The sequence below is a fragment of the Pantoea sp. B623 genome (assembly GCF_024814475.1).
In the GTDB taxonomy this organism is placed as follows: Bacteria; Pseudomonadota; Gammaproteobacteria; order Enterobacterales; family Enterobacteriaceae; genus Pantoea; species Pantoea ananatis.
This window is the reverse complement of record NZ_JANUXM010000003.1, coordinates 218,286-234,686: the sequence shown is the minus strand read 5'-3', so window position 1 is coordinate 234,686 and position 16,401 is coordinate 218,286. Positions and strand designations below refer to the sequence as shown.

Below are 16,401 nucleotides of genomic sequence, written 5' to 3'. Positions count from 1 at the left end.
TTTTGTGATGATAATCACTTTGAGTGGCGAAGCACGCGGCACGACATTAAGGCTAAATATTTCAAATAATGAAAGGCTTAGGTAAACTCCATTTACTCAGAAGATTCTGGCAGCGATAACATGACAACCATTTCACAAGTAGCAAAACGCGCCGGCGTCTCAAAAGCGACAGTTTCGCGGGTGTTGTCAGGTAAGGGTTATGTAGGGCAGGAGAAGCGGGAACGGGTTTTGCTGGCCATTGCGGAGACAGGCTATCGACCTAATCTGCTGGCACGTAATCTGGCAAATAAAAGTACCCAAACCATCGGGCTGGTTGTAACCAACACACTGTACAGTGGCAACATTTTCAGTGAGTTAATGTCTTACTCAGCCAAAATTATGGAGCAGCAAAATCGGCAGTTGATCCTGGCCGATGGCAAACATACCGCTGAGCAGGAGCGCGCTGCCATCCAGTTTCTGCTCGATTTACGTTGCGATGGCGTTATCATCTATCCGCGTTTTCTCAGCATCGACGAGCTGGATGCGATTATTTCGCAGCACAAGCAGCCTGTGCTGGTCATTAATCGTCGTCTGCGAATTAATGACAGCTTCTGTATTTACAGCGATCAGCAGGCAACCAGCCAGAGGGCCGTCAGTTACCTGATTGAACAGGGCCATCGTAATATTGCATTTATTACGGGATCACTGGATTCGCCGACCAGTCAGGAGCGACTTGCGGGCTATAAAACCGCGCTTCACACCCAGGGAATCGCAGTTAATCAGCAGCTAATTGTGCAGGGCAAATGGACGGCGCAAAGTGGGATGCTGGCGGTGAAAACATTGCTGGCGAGCGGACAGCCCTTTAGTGCTATCGTCGCCAGCAATGATGAAATGGCTATCGGGGCGATCAAACAGCTTACAGAAAATAATATTGCTGTACCTGGAACCGTCTCGGTCATTGGCTTTGATGACATTCCGCTGGCCCCTTATATAACGCCTGCGCTCTCCAGTGTTAAATTTCCCGTTACCGATATGATCAATGACACCATTAATCGACTGGTCTTTATGCTGGATGGCGGTGAATTAACGCCGTTTACTCCCTATCAGGGCAGCCTCGTTGTGCGTGATTCCATTACCGGCATCATCTGATGCCTTTACTGTGCTGAGTCGATCGCGACCTGTATTAACCCGATACCTTGTGCCGTGAGTCCGGCCACCACGTCCTGAGAAAGCCCCTTTTCCGTAATGACGTGACCGGGCTGAAAACCGGGAGACAGGGGATAAGGGTGGATCTGCCCGAATTTAGAACTATCGGTCAGAACGTAGCTTTCTGCACCTTTAGCCAGCACGGCATCCACGACATCACATCGCAGCATATCCCGCCCGGTGAAGCCGGTTTCCGGGTGCCAGCCATCTGCACCAATAAAGGCCTTATGGAAGTGCATTTGCTGTACGCAATACCGGGTTAAGGGCCCCGTCATTGATTCGCTGCGCTTTTGCAACATGCCGCCCAGAATAATGACTTCACAGGCCGCGTCTTTAAGCAGATGGCCGATATAATGGCTTACGGTGATTAACGTCAAATTTTTGCGGCTGGCCAGCATACGTGCCAGCAGGGCGTTGGTGCTGCCGCCTTCGATCAATACAGATTCGCCATCGTTAATCCGCCCGGCTGCATAACGGGCGAGCGCCAGTTTTATCCCATAGCGGGTATGCATTCGCACGCCAACGTCGTCGCTGTCTAATGCCTGAGCCGCACCGTGAACCCGACGTAAAACCCGCTCTTCTTCCAGCAGGTTGAGGTCCTGGCGAATGGTAACCTCCGACACACCGGCCAGCTCAGCCAGTTCGCTGACGGCGACGTTGCCTCGGGTATTAACCAGTTCAATAATTTTCTGCTGACGCGTATTCATCATGGTTCTCTGCTCTGACGTTGAGTCTCACTGGTTTCAGGCTAAACCCAGTCCACGTTTACCCACCGAATTGAGATCGGCGAGGGTAAACCGGTTCTTCCAGCCGGCCTCGTAATGTTCAGGCGGAAAATCAGCAGGGGAATGACCCTGCTCAAGTGCACTCGCCACCTGATGCGCATAAGCGCGGTTTTTATCACACATTGGCGCCGCGGGAATATACATAACGTTTCCCCATCCCTGTTGATTTTCAACCGGTGCGACCGCATGAATCAGGTCACAGTGCCACCATACCGAATCGCCTGCGGTGATCGCCGGTACGGAGCATAATCCTTTTACCAAATGCGGGTGCCATTTTTCACTAATCGGGAGTACGCGCCCCGGTTTAACACCACATAATTCATCGTCAGCGACATCCGATAACAATGGGCGCAGCAGCACATATGCAATGGCCTCCGGTACGGGAACCACGTGCAGTAAGCCCTGACCCGGCATCATATCGGACAGCGCCGTCCATCCCTGAAACGTCCGGAAAGCCGAGCATTTTGTGGTATCAGGAACATCGAACTCATCCACTTCGCTGCGATGTGCAGCATGCCACGGGTCGTAATGCTCAAGATTGCCGTCGAAAATCGATCGAAAAACGCGTTGGTAAGCGGGCAACAGCCAGCGTTCCAGCGCGCCGGAGTCAGTGTGTGCGCCCAACCCTTTCGAGGTTGTTCCTGGCGGTCGCCGACGAATGCGATCCGGATAGATAAGATTCACGTCCGGATCGAACCATTGCTGGCCCCCGGATTCAAACGTCCACAGGCGATTTAAACATGACTGCACCTGGGCCATTTCAGGACTCTGGCGCGCCTCCATTTGTGCGTGAGACCAGTAAATGGGATAGATTTCAGGGCGGGATGCTTCCAGGCTGCCGAAGAAATTATCGCCCGGGCCGCGGTACTGTGCATCAAACTGATTTTCGTCCAGGTAACGCAGCATGGAGGTATCCCATGCCAGCGCCTGTTCCCGTGGGAAATGCTGCTTAACCACCACACAGCCACGGCGCTTGATGCTTTCTCGGGTTTCAGGCGTCAGCCCTTGTGTGATCTCCTCGGGTGAAATAACCGGCCAGGCGCTGCCGTTTAGCCGCTCTTCCGCTTTTGCGTCGCTTATCGCCTGCTCGGTTCTCTGGCAAACCTGCCTGAATAAGCCTTCAACATCGCCAATCTGCTGACGGATCTGCTGTTTAAACTGGCGGATGGCGGCTGAAATATCCGTGGGTAATGCTGTGTGCTGAAGCTTTACATTCATGACTGCGCCCTTAACAGTGTTTTCATTTTACATATGAAGGTTTATTTCATTTCATTCGAAAGTCAGCACTATGTTTAACAGATTGCTGTTGGTGAAAACCGGAACTGGCGCACAATGTGAGCGAACAGAAGGATTTTTGATGACTGGAATTCTCATTATCCCCTTCAACGAGTAAGCTTAAAAATGAGTGAGCCTGTTCAGGCCGGGAAAAAGGGGGATGACAATGGCAGTAAGGATGATTGCAGTGGATATGGATGGGACGTTTCTGGACGAAAACAAGCAGTACAACGTCCAGCGCTTTTCACGCCAGTACGCCCTGCTAAAGCAAAAAGGTATTCACTTTGTTGTCGCCAGTGGCAATCAATATTATCAGCTACAGCGCTACTTTCCTGACATCAAAAACGACATTGCGTTTGTTGCCGAAAATGGTGCGTGGGTATCAGAAGGCGATGATGAAATTTTTTGTGGTGAGCTGGCAAAGAAAAGCGTGCACCGCGTGTTGGATATCCTGGCAAAAGAGCCGGATATCAGCACTGTCGTTTGTGGACGCAAAGGCGCTTATGTCCATTCTTCAATGCCAGACAGCGTTGTTCAGATGCTTAACAATCATTATTACCGACTTGAAAAGCGCGATAATCTTTATGATATCGATGACACCATTTTTAAGTTTTCGCTTAACCTGGCCAACGAAGGCATAGACAGCCTGATGGATCGTCTGCATAACCAGCTCGGTGAAATCGATCATATTATGCACCCCGTGTCGAGCGGCTATGGCTTTATTGACCTGATTATTCCAGGCTGTCACAAGGCACATGGTATTGCTTTGCTGCAACAAAAATGGGGCATCAGCGATTGTGAGGTGGTGGCCATCGGCGACAGTGCAAACGATATCGAAATGTTGCGCCAGGCCTGTTTCAGTTTTGCAATGGCCAATGCTGTTGAGTCGGTCTCAACCGTTGCGCGGTTTAAAACGGAAAGCAATCAGGATGAAGGGGCGCTAAACGTCATTGCCAGAGTGCTGGCGCGCGAATTCCCTTTTGATTAACGCCGCAATGGCGGCTTTTCAATCATGAGCGCGGAAGGGGAGCCTCTTCAAAAACAAACTTAACGTGACGCTGTCACTTATTTTGCCTGCTTTTGATCTTTTCGGACTGTATAAGGTGCTGGCAGGGGATGTCAGTACCGCGCAAAGAAACCGCATGCAAAGACAGGTTAATGGGAATAGTTACAACATACTTTAAATGATTTTCTTAACACCGTTCGGTTAGATCGACGTCGTCTTTGTCTGGGCAAGAAAATCACGAAAAGCCCGGTCCAGGCCGGGCGGGCAGGCATTATTTATCCGCTTTCTTCTCATCCTCAGTGCCTGACGGCTCCGCTTCAGCAACGGACAGCCAGGGCTTGAGGAGTTGAATATCCAGAATGACGTAAACCATCGTGCTAATAAATAACGAAATCACGCTACCGAATACGCCGCTGGTGGTGAAGGTCAGATAGTTATAGATAATCAACCAGGTCAGGCAAATGAACAGGGAAAGGGCAAGCATAATCGATGAGAGTGAATAGTTGCTGGTGCCGGTACCTTGTTGGTGCGTCAGTTTAAACAGGTTCCCGAGGGTGTATTTTTCCAGCATCAAAATCGTTTTTTGCCAGTTACGGCGTTGCCGTGAACCGGCGCGAACAATAAACAGATACAGTACGGAGATAAAAAAGCCTGAAAAGGCAATCAGTACCGGAACAGCCTCCAGAGCATACTCAATGCTTTTGTGGCTTGCGCCAGCCGGGCTCAGGTCCAGCGTTAATGAGGCGCCCAGTGCGGCATACAGAAAAACGAATAGCGCCAAAAAGGTTATCGTGCGCTTCCAGTCCGCCTCTGCTTCGCGGTTCTGTTGCTGGAGGGCGACGGTAAAGGCGCGTTCGATATGTTCAGCCTGAGGTGAGTGCATTTCAATCGCCTCTACCGTTTCATCCAGCAGGGCAGTGATAAAAGGTTTGTGGTCGTTGTGCAGGGGAATTTTCATGACGTCGATTCTCGTTGAAATTTCCGCTTATTTTAGTCTGCCTGAAGGGAAATGATACCTGCTTAACGTGATTAACCTTGTCAGACTGAGCCACTTAACTCGCAGGTAATGCGCTTTGCGAGCACGGCATGATGTACACTGCTTATGAACTCACCACGAGGAAAGCGATTATGAATGACAAGAAAATGATTTCCATCGATCAGTTCAGTGATGAAGAGCGACTCGCCGTTAATGAAGTTCTTCAAAACCTGATGCAGAAGCACCGTCAACGCACCGGCAAAGAACCTGATGCAAAAAAAGAGAAAGAGTTAAACAGCGAAGCTCGTCAGCAGGTCATGGCCGATAAACTTCTTAATGAAAAGTTAAAAGCAGAAAAAGAAAGTAAAAAACCGCTCAGGAAAAAGAAACCCTCTTCGCTAACGGCCAGTGAAGTCGGCGATTTCAACTGGTCCGCCTCAGTGGCTAAAGGCCGCAGAAGATAAAGTAACGCCCAGTCGCGCTAAGGCCTGACGATATAACATGGATCGTTGGGCCATGTGGACCCGGCCAAATCATCGGCATAAGTCATCATAACGGCAATAACAAATAAAGGGTAAAAGTCTTAAAAATTAAAGCGCAGGGCGTTTTTTGTGGATAAACTGCGCTAAATATATTGTCAATTACGCGTGCGAATGACCTATTACTCACCTGATGATCATCATCTTAAAATGCGATCCACGCGATTTGTCCGTCGCATGTTTGCCATGCGCCAGCTTGGCACGCTTTTATGTTTTTTGCCGATTGCATCCGTTCTCCTGGAACTGGGGAAAGAACCAGCGATATTGGTATTACTGATTAGCAACGTTCTTATCTGGCCTTATCTGGCATACCGCCTTGCCGTAAAATCACGGGACTCCACCGCGCGGGAGCGTTCAAATTTAACGCTGGATGCCGCATTTGGCGGTATCTGGATTGCGCTGATGGCCGTGAGTCCTATGCCGTCCTTTGTCATCATCGCGGTTTTGATGGCCGACCGTTACGCCGCAGGAGGCTGGCCTCAGCTGCTCTCTGCTGCGCAGGCATTTCTGTTTGCCTTTATTCTGGTATGGACGATTGAAGGCGCGCCGGTTTTGATGGAGTTTAGTACGCGCACAGCATGGCTTACCCTTCCACTGGCCACATTCTATATGTTGGCACTCAGCGTTGTATCACACAATTTGACGTTGAGCCTGCGTCAGAAGAACCGTGAGCTGGAGAGAATTGCGCTGATGGATCCCGGTCTGGAAATCCCTAATCGTCGTTTGTTCGAACGCCGGCTTGAAAGCGAGCTTTTGCGCACCTTGCGGGGTGATACCAGAGCGTATCTGATACTGATAGATGTCGACCATTTTAAAAACGTTAACGATACGTTCGGTCACGAAGCCGGGGATTTTTTGCTGGCTGAAATTTCCGGCCTGTTACGTGACAGCGTAGGTATGAAAGACATTCCGGCACGGTTTGGCGGAGATGAACTTGGCGTTATCATTCGTGATTCGAATGACGTTGACATCATCAGCCTGGCCGAATCGCTTCAAAGAAACATTGGGCAATTACGCCTGCCTGCTTCTGTAACGTTCAGGTGTTCAGTCAGTATTGGCATTGCCAGTGCTGATAAAGCCGACTCAATACATGAGTGGCTGCGGCGCGCTGATAAAGCGTTATATGAAGTGAAACGATCAGGGCGGAATGGCCTGAAATTATGGCGGGCCTGATCCCCAGCGGAACAACGCATCGCGGGGGTTTGATAACGTCCATCCGTAGTACATCACCAGACCGTCATCAATGCCGCCTCCTCTGAGGCGGCATAAGTATCAGATAGCCGGATAGTCGCCAGTGCCATCAGGCCAGGGCGTGAGCAGGTCAAAGCCCGTCTCGGTGACGGCGACGGTATGCTCCCACTGGGCAGACAGCGAGCGATCTTTTGTAACCACCGTCCAGCCATCAGAAAGCACACTGGTCCCTGCTTTTCCAGCATTGATCATGGGTTCGATGGTAAAAATCATCCCTGCCTGTAAAGGCATTCCTTCGCCCGGCGTGCCGTAGTGAAGAATTTGAGGTTCGGTATGATAAATCTCGCCGACGCCATGACCGCAATATTCCCTGACCACGGAAAAACCCGCGCTCTCAGCAAGGCGCTGAATAGCGGCGCCAATATCGCCCAGTGTCGCGCCCGGGCGAACCGTTTTAATGCCTGCAACCATGGACTGATAGGTAATATCCACCAGCCGTTTTGCACGCACGGATGGCGTCCCCACAAAATACATTCGGCTGGTATCGCCATACCAGCCATCTTTAATAATGGCGACATCGATATTCACAATATCACCTTCTTTTAATGTTTTGGCCGCCGGGATCCCGTGGCAAACAACATGGTTAACGGAAGTACAGGTGGTACGGGTGTAACCGTGATAACCGATATTGGCGGGCGTAACGTTGAGTTCATTGACAATAAAATCATGACAGATATCGTCCAGTTGCTCTGTCGTGATCCCCGGGCGTACATGAGGGGTGATCATCGCCAGCACCTGGGCGGCAGCGTGCCCGGCAGCACGGGCTTTTTCAATCTCTTCTGCAGAATGGATCTTAACGTTCCCCATTACACTTCTCCTTGTGGGGTTAAATCGGCATGATGTAGTACCTGGCGAATATCGGCACCGCCGTTCATTTCGATGCGGATTAATGTTTGAGCAAGCTCGTGTTGTGTCAGCTGGGGATACAGCTCGGCCAGCATGCCCAGTTTTAACCAGTGCTCAGCCTGCGCATTTATTGAGCGGCTCATCGCCTGGCTGGCGATGCGTAAGTTTTCATGCATCAGATCGGATATTTTTACAATGCCCATGTGAAGCCTATATGTAATGTATACGTTTTATATATAGGTTACGCTTATTGGGGTGACAGTGAAAGCTGAATTAACCGGTCATAAAATGCCTAAAGCGCCATTCTTCCGGTAGCGCGATGAATTTCTAACTTCATGGCACAGTCTGAGTGCGTATTTAATCTGTTCTGATCCCGCGCCTTTTATTGGCGTGCCGGGCAGAGTTAGTCTTTGATGTGACCGATCAGCAAAGTCAAACACCATTCTCTGACCGGGTTAAACTTCATAAACCTATGCGGCATTACCCAGGTTAACTTTTCATGTTACTTAGCAGATCATGAACCATAATCTACTGTTGAAAATCTGCGATATTGACGCATCACGCCTGTTCCGTCCTGGCCATCGCGCTGAGGTCTGCAATTCATGGGTTGGGTACAATCAGACAGAGATTTGTTTTTGTCTGATTGTTGCTCCTGCTTCAGTTACAGGCCGGTTGCGGATGTCCGTTGCCAAGACGCGGTGTGGATTGTGCAGAGTGGCGGTAATGTGCGGGAGGTTTAACGCAGGCGGTGGTATTTTATCCGGGGCTCTTACGCCTTAAAACAGCATCATAAAAGGATTACGCGTGTTCACGTTGCACTTAACCACCGGGATTAAACTTATGAGAGCACTCTTCGTCACAGGCCTGATCTTTGCGCTAGCCGCATGCTCCAGCTCAGTGGGTCGCAATGTTGATACAGCAACCGTTCAGAAAATCAGGCCAGGCCTGACAACCCGAGCGGATCTGATCGCGATGTTTGGCCCGCCTGATACGGAATCCCCGTATCCCAACGGACAACAGTTACTGATGTGGAAATACAGTAAAGCCCGAGCGCTGGCTACCTCGGCAGGTGAAACGCTTACGGTACAGACAAAAAATGGCAAAGTGTTTAACTACACCTTCAGTAAAAGCTGACGTTTTATCCCGATATCTCTGCGCACAATAAAAAACGTGATTGTATTGCCAGGTTAACACAATTGCGGATCTGTGCAGGGAGTTAACGTATTCCTCTTCGTTCAGGAGGGATGTGATGAATAAGCCCATCGTGGCAACCGGCACCGGAAAACGTATTCTGAGAATTGTCGGTATGGCCGGTGAGCTGGCCGATGCCATGGATAATATTTCGCTGTCCTCATCAACACAGGCAGGACATTTTTCAGGTCAGTGTTGCCGGTTAGCCAGATGGATGCTGCCACGCAAACGCACGCTGTGTTTGTAGAAGACTCCTCTCCTGTCTCGTAATCTTAATCTGAGCAGATGTACGCTATGGTGAAAACCTCCGCTTAGCGCGCCCGCCCCGCGTCATTAACGTGTTTCCCGTTGTCTCGTCAGCGATGACGGGGCAACGCCATGTTGCGCTTGCTGCACAGCGCCGGTAAAGCCCGCCCACATCCTTCGGCGTGTTAAGTGCCGGGCAGTGAACACCTCATTCCCCTCTGAAAATCCCGACGGCAATGCCGGCGTGAAGAAAAACGTCTCTCCTGGCGAATGTCACGGGGAAGGGCAGTGTCTCTGCGTAGCGTCGAGGCGTTAACCCAGTCATTGCCGTTTTGCATCTTTGCCTTGATTCCTTTTCAGAATCAGCGTAGCGACGTCTTTGTGACTCCAGACTTAACAGGTCTGGAGTCACAGTCGGCAGAAAGGTAGAATCTGCAATACGGCTTTATTATCTGGGAAGGGCAGTGGCTGAAATCAGCATAAATACAAGGTCGCCGCATGTCGGCCATCACGTCATGGTATGGCTGGAGCAGATCAGAAAGGCTTCGCTGTCTGAAGTCGATAATTTTGGTGACGAGGGCACGGTCGAGCAGGTCATTAAGGTCTGGGTAAAGCTGTCATTACTCGTTACGCGTCGCCGTCCTGAAATCGCGATTTCATCCCTTCTCCGGCATGTCTTACCGAATATTGGCTCACTCCCGCTGAAGAATCTGACGCGATTACGACTAAACAGACTATATAACATACTGATTTCAGAGGGTAAAAAGGAAGAGGCGCGGCGCGTATTCGCGTTGACAAAACAGTTTTTATCCTGGGCAGAAATGCAGGGTTATCTTGAGCATTCCCCTGTTGCTTCAATGAAAAAACGTGACATTGCAGGCCGTGCGGCCTCACCGCGCAGTCGACAGTTGTCGGATGCTGAGATTTGGGTGTTCTGGCATGGGCTGGACAACTGGGCACTTTCTGAACAGGCCCGTTGGGCACTGCGGCTTTGCCTGGTGAGCGCGCGACGACCAGACGAGATCGTTCAGGCTCGTAAAGCAGAATTTAATTTACAGTCAGGGCTGTGGAAACAAGGTACGCGAAACAAATCGCAACGTGAACATACGTTGCCGGTCTCTTCCCTGATGCGCCTGTGTATCGAGTCATTGTTAAAGGCCAGCGATCCTGCTTCGCCCTGGCTGGTACCGGCACCACGCGATGTGATGCAACCGCTGTCAAAAGGTGCGCTTAATCAGGCTCTGCGACGCATGTTGCGCGCACCGCGCGGCCTGGGACTGGAACATTTTACACCACGTGACCTGCGGCGAACGGCACGCTCAAAGTTATCTGCACTGGACACGCCCAACGACGTGGCAAGAAAAATCATGAATCATGCATTAGAAGGGATAGATCGTGTTTACGATACGCACGACTATGTCGTGCAGATGCGCGCTGCACTGGAAAAGTATTCGGAATCATTACAGGTAATTATCAACAGTGATAGTTACCATTTTCTACATCATCGTTATGAAGGTGAAAGGCTGAAATTAGACAGTTCCTCTGTCATGGTCATGAGCCTTTAACGGGACAGTCAGGCTGTTTCCAATAAAAAAGCGGTGTCCTCATCGACACCGCTTAATTATGTCAGATCAGGAAGTCATCGAGAGAACCGCCTGCATCCAGGGCCTTTTTAATAGGCGATGGTGTACGGCCCTGACCTGTCCATGATTTCTTTTCACCGTTTTCGTCGGTATATTGATATTTAGCCGGGCGCGGGGCACGTTTAGCTTTTGTTTTAGTTTCTGTAGGTAAATCCATCAGCTCAGAAATATCGATGCCGTCATTCATCAGCATTTCTTTATATTTAGCCAGCTTGTCTGCTTTTTCACGCAGCAGGGCTTGCTCAGCTTCTTCTTCTTCACGGCGTTCAGCGACAACGACAGAAAGCTTTTCGAGCATCTCATTTAACACATCAAGCTCAATTTCCCGGGCTTGTGCGCGTAAAATACGAAGGTTATTTAATGCTTTGAGCGCATCCATTGATTAATCCTTAAATTACAGCGAATATTTTAAACAGAGCCATTCTACGAAAAATATTCCCAGAAGGAAATATCTCTTCAGGCCGAAATGTACAAATTTGTTACTGTAAAGATTATTACTGACTTTCAGAACCTGAGAAACGGCATAAAGTTTAAGAATACATTGATGTTTTAAACATATTTAAACCGCCTCATGCCAATGAAAGGCGAGCAGGTTCTACACAACATGAATTATAGAATCTCTTTTTTAAGTTAAAAAATCAATGAAAATCAAAACCTAATACCTGGCTATCTTGATTTGTCGTCAGGTTGCAAACCTGGAATGATGTGATTTGTCTCGTCAGAGAGAAATGATAACGTATAGTTAATAATAGCCACCCTTAAATAAAAGCTGGTCTGAGCGGACGAAATGCCTTACTAAAAAAACCGCTATTGAGGATAACGTTTTGTTATGTGTAAATCCTGATTTTGATGCCAGACATCCCTCAAACCTTCCTTAACCCGACCGTTGCAGCTGTTGGCTGCTTTGCGAAGGTGAGAAACGGCTTTACCCGATCTGAGAAAAATAGCATTCCGGATTTCGCAATTACAAAAACCCGATAAAGCAACCTGTAACCTGTGGCAGGCTTCATGCCAGACGGAACGTTTTCTCTGTCAACCCAACGGCCATAAGTCTGTATTATCTGAACATAAGCGAAGCGTCAATAAGGGCAATAACGTTCACATCACCGTTGTTAATAACAGCCTTTACCCATTTTTTCCATATTGTTTAAACCTGCAGTCCACCTGTCTCAGATAATGACCGCATTATATATAAGGAAAAAAGACATAAGCGAGTGTGAGAAATAATTCTGTTCACACAGGGGTAAAACGGATGGCTCAAAAATATCCAGGCCAGCTAATTTCAGCGTTACGTCACGCGCTCGGGTTCAGAAGTACTGTGCCCGACTTGCGCTAAAACATCTGCATTATCAACAGAATACACACATCGGCTTTTCTGACGCTTTTAAAGATAAATGTTAACAATAACTTGCAATGATAATCTAAATGAGTATATTTCTCATTTGTTTTTACATGTTATTGTTTTTGTCCTTATTCCTGATGGCCAGCCCGCACGGTAGTTAACTGGGACTGATGCAGGGCAGTGGCAGCTAAAAAAAAGAAAACGAGGCGTTAGAATGTTTCTGAATATCCCCCTCCTGAACAGGGATCGCGTGAAGGCCACTTTTCCTCTGGTTCCCTCACGCTTATCACTTTTGGCAACCCTTGTGGCAGGCGTATCTTCACATAATGCGTTTGCAGAGACGCCATCGGATGTGAATACGAGCAACCCGACGCTTACCGTTACTGCGGCTGAACAGCCGGTTTCCGAAAATACTTCCTCGGACTACAGCGTACCTGTTACCCGCGCGGGCAATAAGTTACTTTCGACCGTGCGCGATATTCCTCAGTCTGTAAGCATCATCAGCGCGCAGCGCATGAAAGACCAACAGCTACAGTCGTTAAATGATGTTCTCGACAACACCACGGCTATTCAGACGAGCACAGCGGATATGGATCGTAAGACCTATTATTCTCGCGGGTTTTTAATCGACAATTACCTGATTGACGGTATTCCTACTGTATTCGAAGAACGCTGGAATTTGGGTGATGCACAGACGGATAGCGCATTATATGAACGCATTGAAGTGGTCAGGGGTGCAAACGGGTTATTGACCGGTGCCGGTAATCCTTCCGCTGCCGTTAACATGGTACGTAAACATGCCGACAGTCATCAGCCAGAAGGCGAGATATCCGCCAGCTATGGCAGCTGGAATAAACAGCGTTACGTTATGGATGTGCAGTCCCCGTTGAATGCTGCAGGAAATGTTCGAGGCAGAGTGATTGCGGGTTATCAGGATAATAATAGCTTTATTGAGCGTTATGGTGCTGAAAAGAAATTTGTTTATGGGGTGATTGATGCCGATCTCAATGACGCCACCACATTATCTGCAGGCTATGAATTTCAGCAGCTGAATACTGACAGCCCAATGTGGGGCGGTTTACCGCGTTGGTACACAGACGGTAGTAAAACCCATTTTCGTCGCGGCTTTAATACCGCCCCTGACTGGACTTATAACGATAAAGAGAGCAGAAAACTCTTTGCCCGGCTTAAACACACTTTTGCAAGTGGATGGCAATGGACCCTTAACGGCACCCATGATCAGTCAACGCTTAACAGCAAAATGATGTATATCGCCGGCTATTTTGACAAAAATACGGGTGCAGGCGTTTCTCCCTATGCGGATTATCCTGTCGTTGCGGGCACGGGATATAATGCAGCCAAACGTCAAGTCGATGCTGTGGATACCTTCGCCAGTGGCCCTTATCAACTCTTCGGACGCACCCATGAATTAATGGTCGGTGTTAGCTACAGCAAACAAAAAAACACTTACTACGGTACTTTTGCGAATATCTCGCCAGAAGAATTGGGGAATTTTAACCTTTTTGACGGCCAGTTCCCGGAAACGGATTGGGCGGCGCGCACCCTGTCCCAGCAGGATATTACCCGACAAACCTCGGGCTACCTTGCCACCCGTATTTCACTGGCGGATCCGTTAAATCTGATACTGGGCGCTCGTTACACCCGTTGGAGCAAAAATACGCTGACCAACGATATGGAAAAAAATAACATCACGCCTTATGCGGGTCTGATTTATGACATTGATGAGAACTGGTCAACGTACGCCAGCTATACTTCCGTGTTTCAACCGCAGTCATATCGTGATCTCTCAGGTGCCTATCTGGCGCCAGTTATTGGTAAGAACTACGAAGCCGGCGTTAAATCTGACTGGTTCGACAGCCGCTTGACCACATCACTCTCGGTCTTTCGGGCTGAGCTGGATAATGTGGCACAGACCACCGGTCGCATTATTCCGGGTACCACCGAGTCAGCGTATGAAGGCAAAAATGGCACGGTAAGCCGAGGAATTGAATTCGAAATTAACGGCGCAATCACAGATAACTGGCAGATGACCCTGGGAGGCACGCGTTATATTGCCGAACAGCGTGATGGCACGGCGGTAAAACCCGACTTACCGCGAACGCAGTTAAACGTCTTTACGCGCTACCGTTTACCCATGTTCCCTGATCTGACTGTGGGTGGCGGAGTGAAATGGCAAACGCACGTCTGGAGCGATAATTCGGCACCGGAAGGAAACGGAACGTGGCGTGCTGAGCAGGGCAGCTATGCGTTAGTCAATTTATTTAGCCGCTACCAGGTGACGAAAAATTTTGCTGTTCAGGGGAATATTAATAATCTCTTTGATAAAACCTATGACACGAATGTTGCGGGGGACATCGTTTACGGTGAACCCCGCAACGTCTCTGTGACTGCCAGCTACCGTTTCTGAAGACGCGGACTTTCACCAGTGAGCGCCTCACCCGGGGCGCTTGCTTCCCCTGCTTTTTCCCCTTCGGCCCGGCGCAAATCGCTGATCCATCACGTTTTGACGTAATTGCCAGGCCAGAAAGTCAGGGATTTGCGCTACACTGACCAGCGTTAATCCTCCATTCTGCCGCTATGATAGCGCTGTCTGAGGCAAACTAATTCACCTGGAAGAAGTATGAAAATCAGATTCCTTTCGGCTAATGAGCAAAAACTGGCGGAGGTGCGTGAAATCCTGGAGCCAGTGGGCGTCGAAGTCTTGCCGATCGCTCGTCGTATTGAAGAAATTCAAACAGAGAATGAGCTGGATTTGGTGCGGGACAAACTCACAAAAGCCTTCTCAATTATTGGGCGTCCTCTCTTCGTTGAGCATACCGGACTTTATCTCGATGGGCTGAATGGCCTGCCTGCGGGGCTGACGCGCATATTCTGGAACCGGCTGGATGCCGATCGTTTTGCCTCCCTCGTTAATGGCCTCGATAGCCAGGGCGTCACGGCCAAAACCGTACTGGGCTATTGTGACGGGCGCAAAATGTATCAGTTTTACGGCGAATTACGTGGCACTATTGCTTCAAAACCGGCGGGCCCGCGTGGTTTTCAGTGGGACTGCGTGTTTATTCCTGAAGGCTACGATCAAACCTTCGCTGAGATGGGCGACAAGAAAAATGAAATCTCAAACCGTCGCATTGCACTGGACCGCTTCGCGTCCTTCTTAAAAACAGCACGAGGCGTGGCATGAAACCTGAACTGAAGCGGGCTTATGACTCCGGTAAGCTGATACTCTTTGCCGGTGCAGGCCTGTCCCGCAATCTTGGCCTGCCAGAATGGCATGAGCTCATTGCCCATCTGGCCAACGAGCTGGGGTACGATCCCAAAATTTTTAATACCTATGGTACGCACCTTTCCCTGGCCGAATACTATAAGCAAAAAAAAGGATCGCTAGGGCCGTTGAGAAGCTGGATGGATCGCGAATGGCATCGGCCGGATATTGATGTTCGTAGCTCTGAAATTCACACCATGATCACGCAGGGCAATTTTTCGCGTATCTATACCACCAATTATGACCGCTGGCTGGAAGCGGCACATGAGGCGCACGGTGTGCCTTACTCAAAAGTCGCGAATGCGGCCGATCTGGTGTCATTAACTGAAGACAAGCGCCACATCATTAAACTGCACGGCGACTTTGATGATGATACCTCCATCGTTTTAGATGAAAGCAGTTACTTTGAGCGCCTCTATTTTGATTCGCCGCTGGATATCAAACTGACCCATGATGTCATGGGGAATTCGGTGTTGTTCGTGGGCTACAGCATCAGTGACTTTAATATTCGTCTGCTGTTTTATCGCTTGACCAAAATGTGGGGGCGCACGGGCCTGGCCACTGCGCGCCCCAAGTCGTACCTTTTCACTAACCGCAATAACCCGGTGGCAAAAGAAGTGCTGGGTCAGTGGGGCATTGAAATGATCGTCTCTGAAGAAGACGATCCTCGAAAAGCCCTGGCCGATTTTATGCAAGCGCTTCTGGCGTGATGCGCGGGGCGGGGCTGACCACGTCGGTGTAAAATCTGAACCGCATGTCAGGTTTATCGGGCGTGGTGATTCTTCTCTGGAAAATGCGGATTACTGTGGTATGCTGTATAAATACACAGTACC

The 16,401-nt window shown here is 49.4% G+C and carries 16 protein-coding genes; 10 read left to right on the top strand and 6 right to left on the bottom strand.

The features are described from left to right. Positions 1-120: 120 nt before the first annotated feature. A complete protein-coding gene (locus tag NXS97_RS01670; protein WP_116220097.1) occupies positions 121-1,128 on the top strand; it encodes a LacI family DNA-binding transcriptional regulator in 1,008 nt (335 codons plus the stop codon). 5 nt (positions 1,129-1,133) lie between these two features. Here NXS97_RS01670 and NXS97_RS01665 read toward each other — a convergent pair whose 3' ends face one another. Both NXS97_RS01665 and NXS97_RS01660 read right to left on the bottom strand, forming a co-directional pair. Then, positions 1,134-1,892: a DNA-binding transcriptional regulator YciT gene (locus NXS97_RS01665; protein WP_246872913.1), complete on the bottom strand. Its 759-nt coding sequence runs from the start codon at positions 1,890-1,892 to the stop codon at positions 1,134-1,136. A gap of 36 nt (positions 1,893-1,928) precedes the next feature. Then, positions 1,929-3,188, bottom strand: a complete 1,260-nt coding sequence (locus tag NXS97_RS01660; protein WP_014604585.1) for a DUF1479 domain-containing protein — start codon at positions 3,186-3,188, stop codon at positions 1,929-1,931. A 223-nt stretch (positions 3,189-3,411) separates the two neighbouring features. On the opposite strand from NXS97_RS01660, the gene NXS97_RS01655 reads away from it, so the two are divergent. Next, a complete protein-coding gene (locus NXS97_RS01655) occupies positions 3,412-4,233 on the top strand; it encodes a Cof-type HAD-IIB family hydrolase (protein ID WP_116220099.1) in 822 nt (273 codons plus the stop codon). A gap of 289 nt (positions 4,234-4,522) precedes the next feature. Here the strand turns inward: NXS97_RS01655 and NXS97_RS01650 are convergent, their stop codons facing one another. Beyond that, positions 4,523-5,209, bottom strand: coding sequence for a hypothetical protein (locus NXS97_RS01650; protein ID WP_116220100.1), 687 nt, complete (start codon positions 5,207-5,209; stop codon positions 4,523-4,525). Positions 5,210-5,379: 170 nt separating this feature from the next. Between NXS97_RS01650 and NXS97_RS01645 the strand changes: the two genes are divergently transcribed. Together NXS97_RS01645 and NXS97_RS01640 are read left to right on the top strand one after the other, a co-directional pair. After that, positions 5,380-5,691, top strand: a complete 312-nt coding sequence (locus NXS97_RS01645) for a hypothetical protein (protein WP_014333049.1) — start codon at positions 5,380-5,382, stop codon at positions 5,689-5,691. Between the two features lie 189 nt (positions 5,692-5,880). Continuing rightward, a complete protein-coding gene (locus NXS97_RS01640; RefSeq protein ID WP_041457924.1) occupies positions 5,881-6,939 on the top strand; it encodes a diguanylate cyclase in 1,059 nt (352 codons plus the stop codon). 99 nt (positions 6,940-7,038) lie between these two features. Here NXS97_RS01640 and map read toward each other — a convergent pair whose 3' ends face one another. Beyond that, positions 7,039-7,824 (bottom strand): type I methionyl aminopeptidase, encoded by a 786-nt coding sequence (gene map / locus NXS97_RS01635; RefSeq protein WP_105087836.1) that lies wholly within the window; start codon positions 7,822-7,824, stop codon positions 7,039-7,041. Continuing rightward, positions 7,824-8,066 (bottom strand): ParD-like family protein, encoded by a 243-nt coding sequence (locus NXS97_RS01630; RefSeq protein ID WP_013028065.1) that lies wholly within the window; start codon positions 8,064-8,066, stop codon positions 7,824-7,826. Before NXS97_RS01630 ends, map begins: the two co-directional genes overlap by 1 nt. Positions 8,067-8,703: 637 nt before the next feature. On the opposite strand from NXS97_RS01630, the gene NXS97_RS01625 reads away from it, so the two are divergent. The 3 genes from NXS97_RS01625 to NXS97_RS01615 all read left to right on the top strand — a co-directional run bounded on the left by NXS97_RS01625 (position 8,704) and on the right by NXS97_RS01615 (position 10,865). Beyond that, entirely contained in the window at positions 8,704-8,997 is a 294-nt protein-coding gene (locus tag NXS97_RS01625; RefSeq protein WP_033766331.1) for a hypothetical protein, read from the top strand. Positions 8,998-9,112: 115 nt separating this feature from the next. Then, the gene (locus NXS97_RS01620) at positions 9,113-9,301 is read left to right on the top strand and encodes a hypothetical protein (RefSeq protein ID WP_246874140.1); all 189 of its coding nucleotides are present in this window, start codon (positions 9,113-9,115) and stop codon (positions 9,299-9,301) included. A 463-nt stretch (positions 9,302-9,764) separates the two neighbouring features. Continuing rightward, positions 9,765-10,865, top strand: coding sequence for a site-specific integrase (locus NXS97_RS01615; protein ID WP_013028068.1), 1,101 nt, complete (start codon positions 9,765-9,767; stop codon positions 10,863-10,865). Between the two features lie 61 nt (positions 10,866-10,926). On the opposite strand, the gene NXS97_RS01610 is transcribed toward NXS97_RS01615, so the two are convergent. Further along, entirely contained in the window at positions 10,927-11,322 is a 396-nt protein-coding gene (locus tag NXS97_RS01610) for an H-NS family nucleoid-associated regulatory protein (RefSeq protein ID WP_013028069.1), read from the bottom strand. 1,177 nt (positions 11,323-12,499) lie between these two features. On the opposite strand from NXS97_RS01610, the gene fhuE reads away from it, so the two are divergent. From fhuE to NXS97_RS01595, 3 genes are all read left to right on the top strand, one after another. Beyond that, a complete protein-coding gene (gene fhuE / locus NXS97_RS01605) occupies positions 12,500-14,713 on the top strand; it encodes a ferric-rhodotorulic acid/ferric-coprogen receptor FhuE (RefSeq protein WP_116220103.1) in 2,214 nt (737 codons plus the stop codon). A gap of 213 nt (positions 14,714-14,926) precedes the next feature. Beyond that, positions 14,927-15,487 (top strand): non-canonical purine NTP pyrophosphatase, encoded by a 561-nt coding sequence (locus tag NXS97_RS01600; RefSeq protein WP_013027794.1) that lies wholly within the window; start codon positions 14,927-14,929, stop codon positions 15,485-15,487. Beyond that, positions 15,484-16,278, top strand: coding sequence for an SIR2 family protein (locus tag NXS97_RS01595; RefSeq protein WP_013027795.1), 795 nt, complete (start codon positions 15,484-15,486; stop codon positions 16,276-16,278). Before NXS97_RS01600 ends, NXS97_RS01595 begins: the two co-directional genes overlap by 4 nt. Positions 16,279-16,401: the final 123 nt, after the last annotated feature.

Bases quoted from the DNA above. Each gene is read 5' to 3' on its own strand.
- NXS97_RS01670 (WP_116220097.1), top strand. From the start codon at position 121: ATGACAACCATTTCACAAGTAGCAAAACGCGCCGGCGTCTCAAAAGCG.
- NXS97_RS01665 (WP_246872913.1), bottom strand. From the start codon at position 1,892: ATGAATACGCGTCAGCAGAAAATTATTGAACTGGTTAATACCCGAGGC.
- NXS97_RS01660 (WP_014604585.1), bottom strand. From the start codon at position 3,188: ATGAATGTAAAGCTTCAGCACACAGCATTACCCACGGATATTTCAGCC.
- NXS97_RS01655 (WP_116220099.1), top strand. From the start codon at position 3,412: ATGGCAGTAAGGATGATTGCAGTGGATATGGATGGGACGTTTCTGGAC.
- NXS97_RS01650 (WP_116220100.1), bottom strand. From the start codon at position 5,209: ATGAAAATTCCCCTGCACAACGACCACAAACCTTTTATCACTGCCCTG.
- NXS97_RS01645 (WP_014333049.1), top strand. From the start codon at position 5,380: ATGAATGACAAGAAAATGATTTCCATCGATCAGTTCAGTGATGAAGAG.
- NXS97_RS01640 (WP_041457924.1), top strand. From the start codon at position 5,881: ATGACCTATTACTCACCTGATGATCATCATCTTAAAATGCGATCCACG.
- map (WP_105087836.1), bottom strand. From the start codon at position 7,824: ATGGGGAACGTTAAGATCCATTCTGCAGAAGAGATTGAAAAAGCCCGT.
- NXS97_RS01630 (WP_013028065.1), bottom strand. From the start codon at position 8,066: ATGGGCATTGTAAAAATATCCGATCTGATGCATGAAAACTTACGCATC.
- NXS97_RS01625 (WP_033766331.1), top strand. From the start codon at position 8,704: ATGAGAGCACTCTTCGTCACAGGCCTGATCTTTGCGCTAGCCGCATGC.
- NXS97_RS01620 (WP_246874140.1), top strand. From the start codon at position 9,113: ATGAATAAGCCCATCGTGGCAACCGGCACCGGAAAACGTATTCTGAGA.
- NXS97_RS01610 (WP_013028069.1), bottom strand. From the start codon at position 11,322: ATGGATGCGCTCAAAGCATTAAATAACCTTCGTATTTTACGCGCACAA.
- fhuE (WP_116220103.1), top strand. From the start codon at position 12,500: ATGTTTCTGAATATCCCCCTCCTGAACAGGGATCGCGTGAAGGCCACT.
- NXS97_RS01600 (WP_013027794.1), top strand. From the start codon at position 14,927: ATGAAAATCAGATTCCTTTCGGCTAATGAGCAAAAACTGGCGGAGGTG.
- NXS97_RS01595 (WP_013027795.1), top strand. From the start codon at position 15,484: ATGAAACCTGAACTGAAGCGGGCTTATGACTCCGGTAAGCTGATACTC.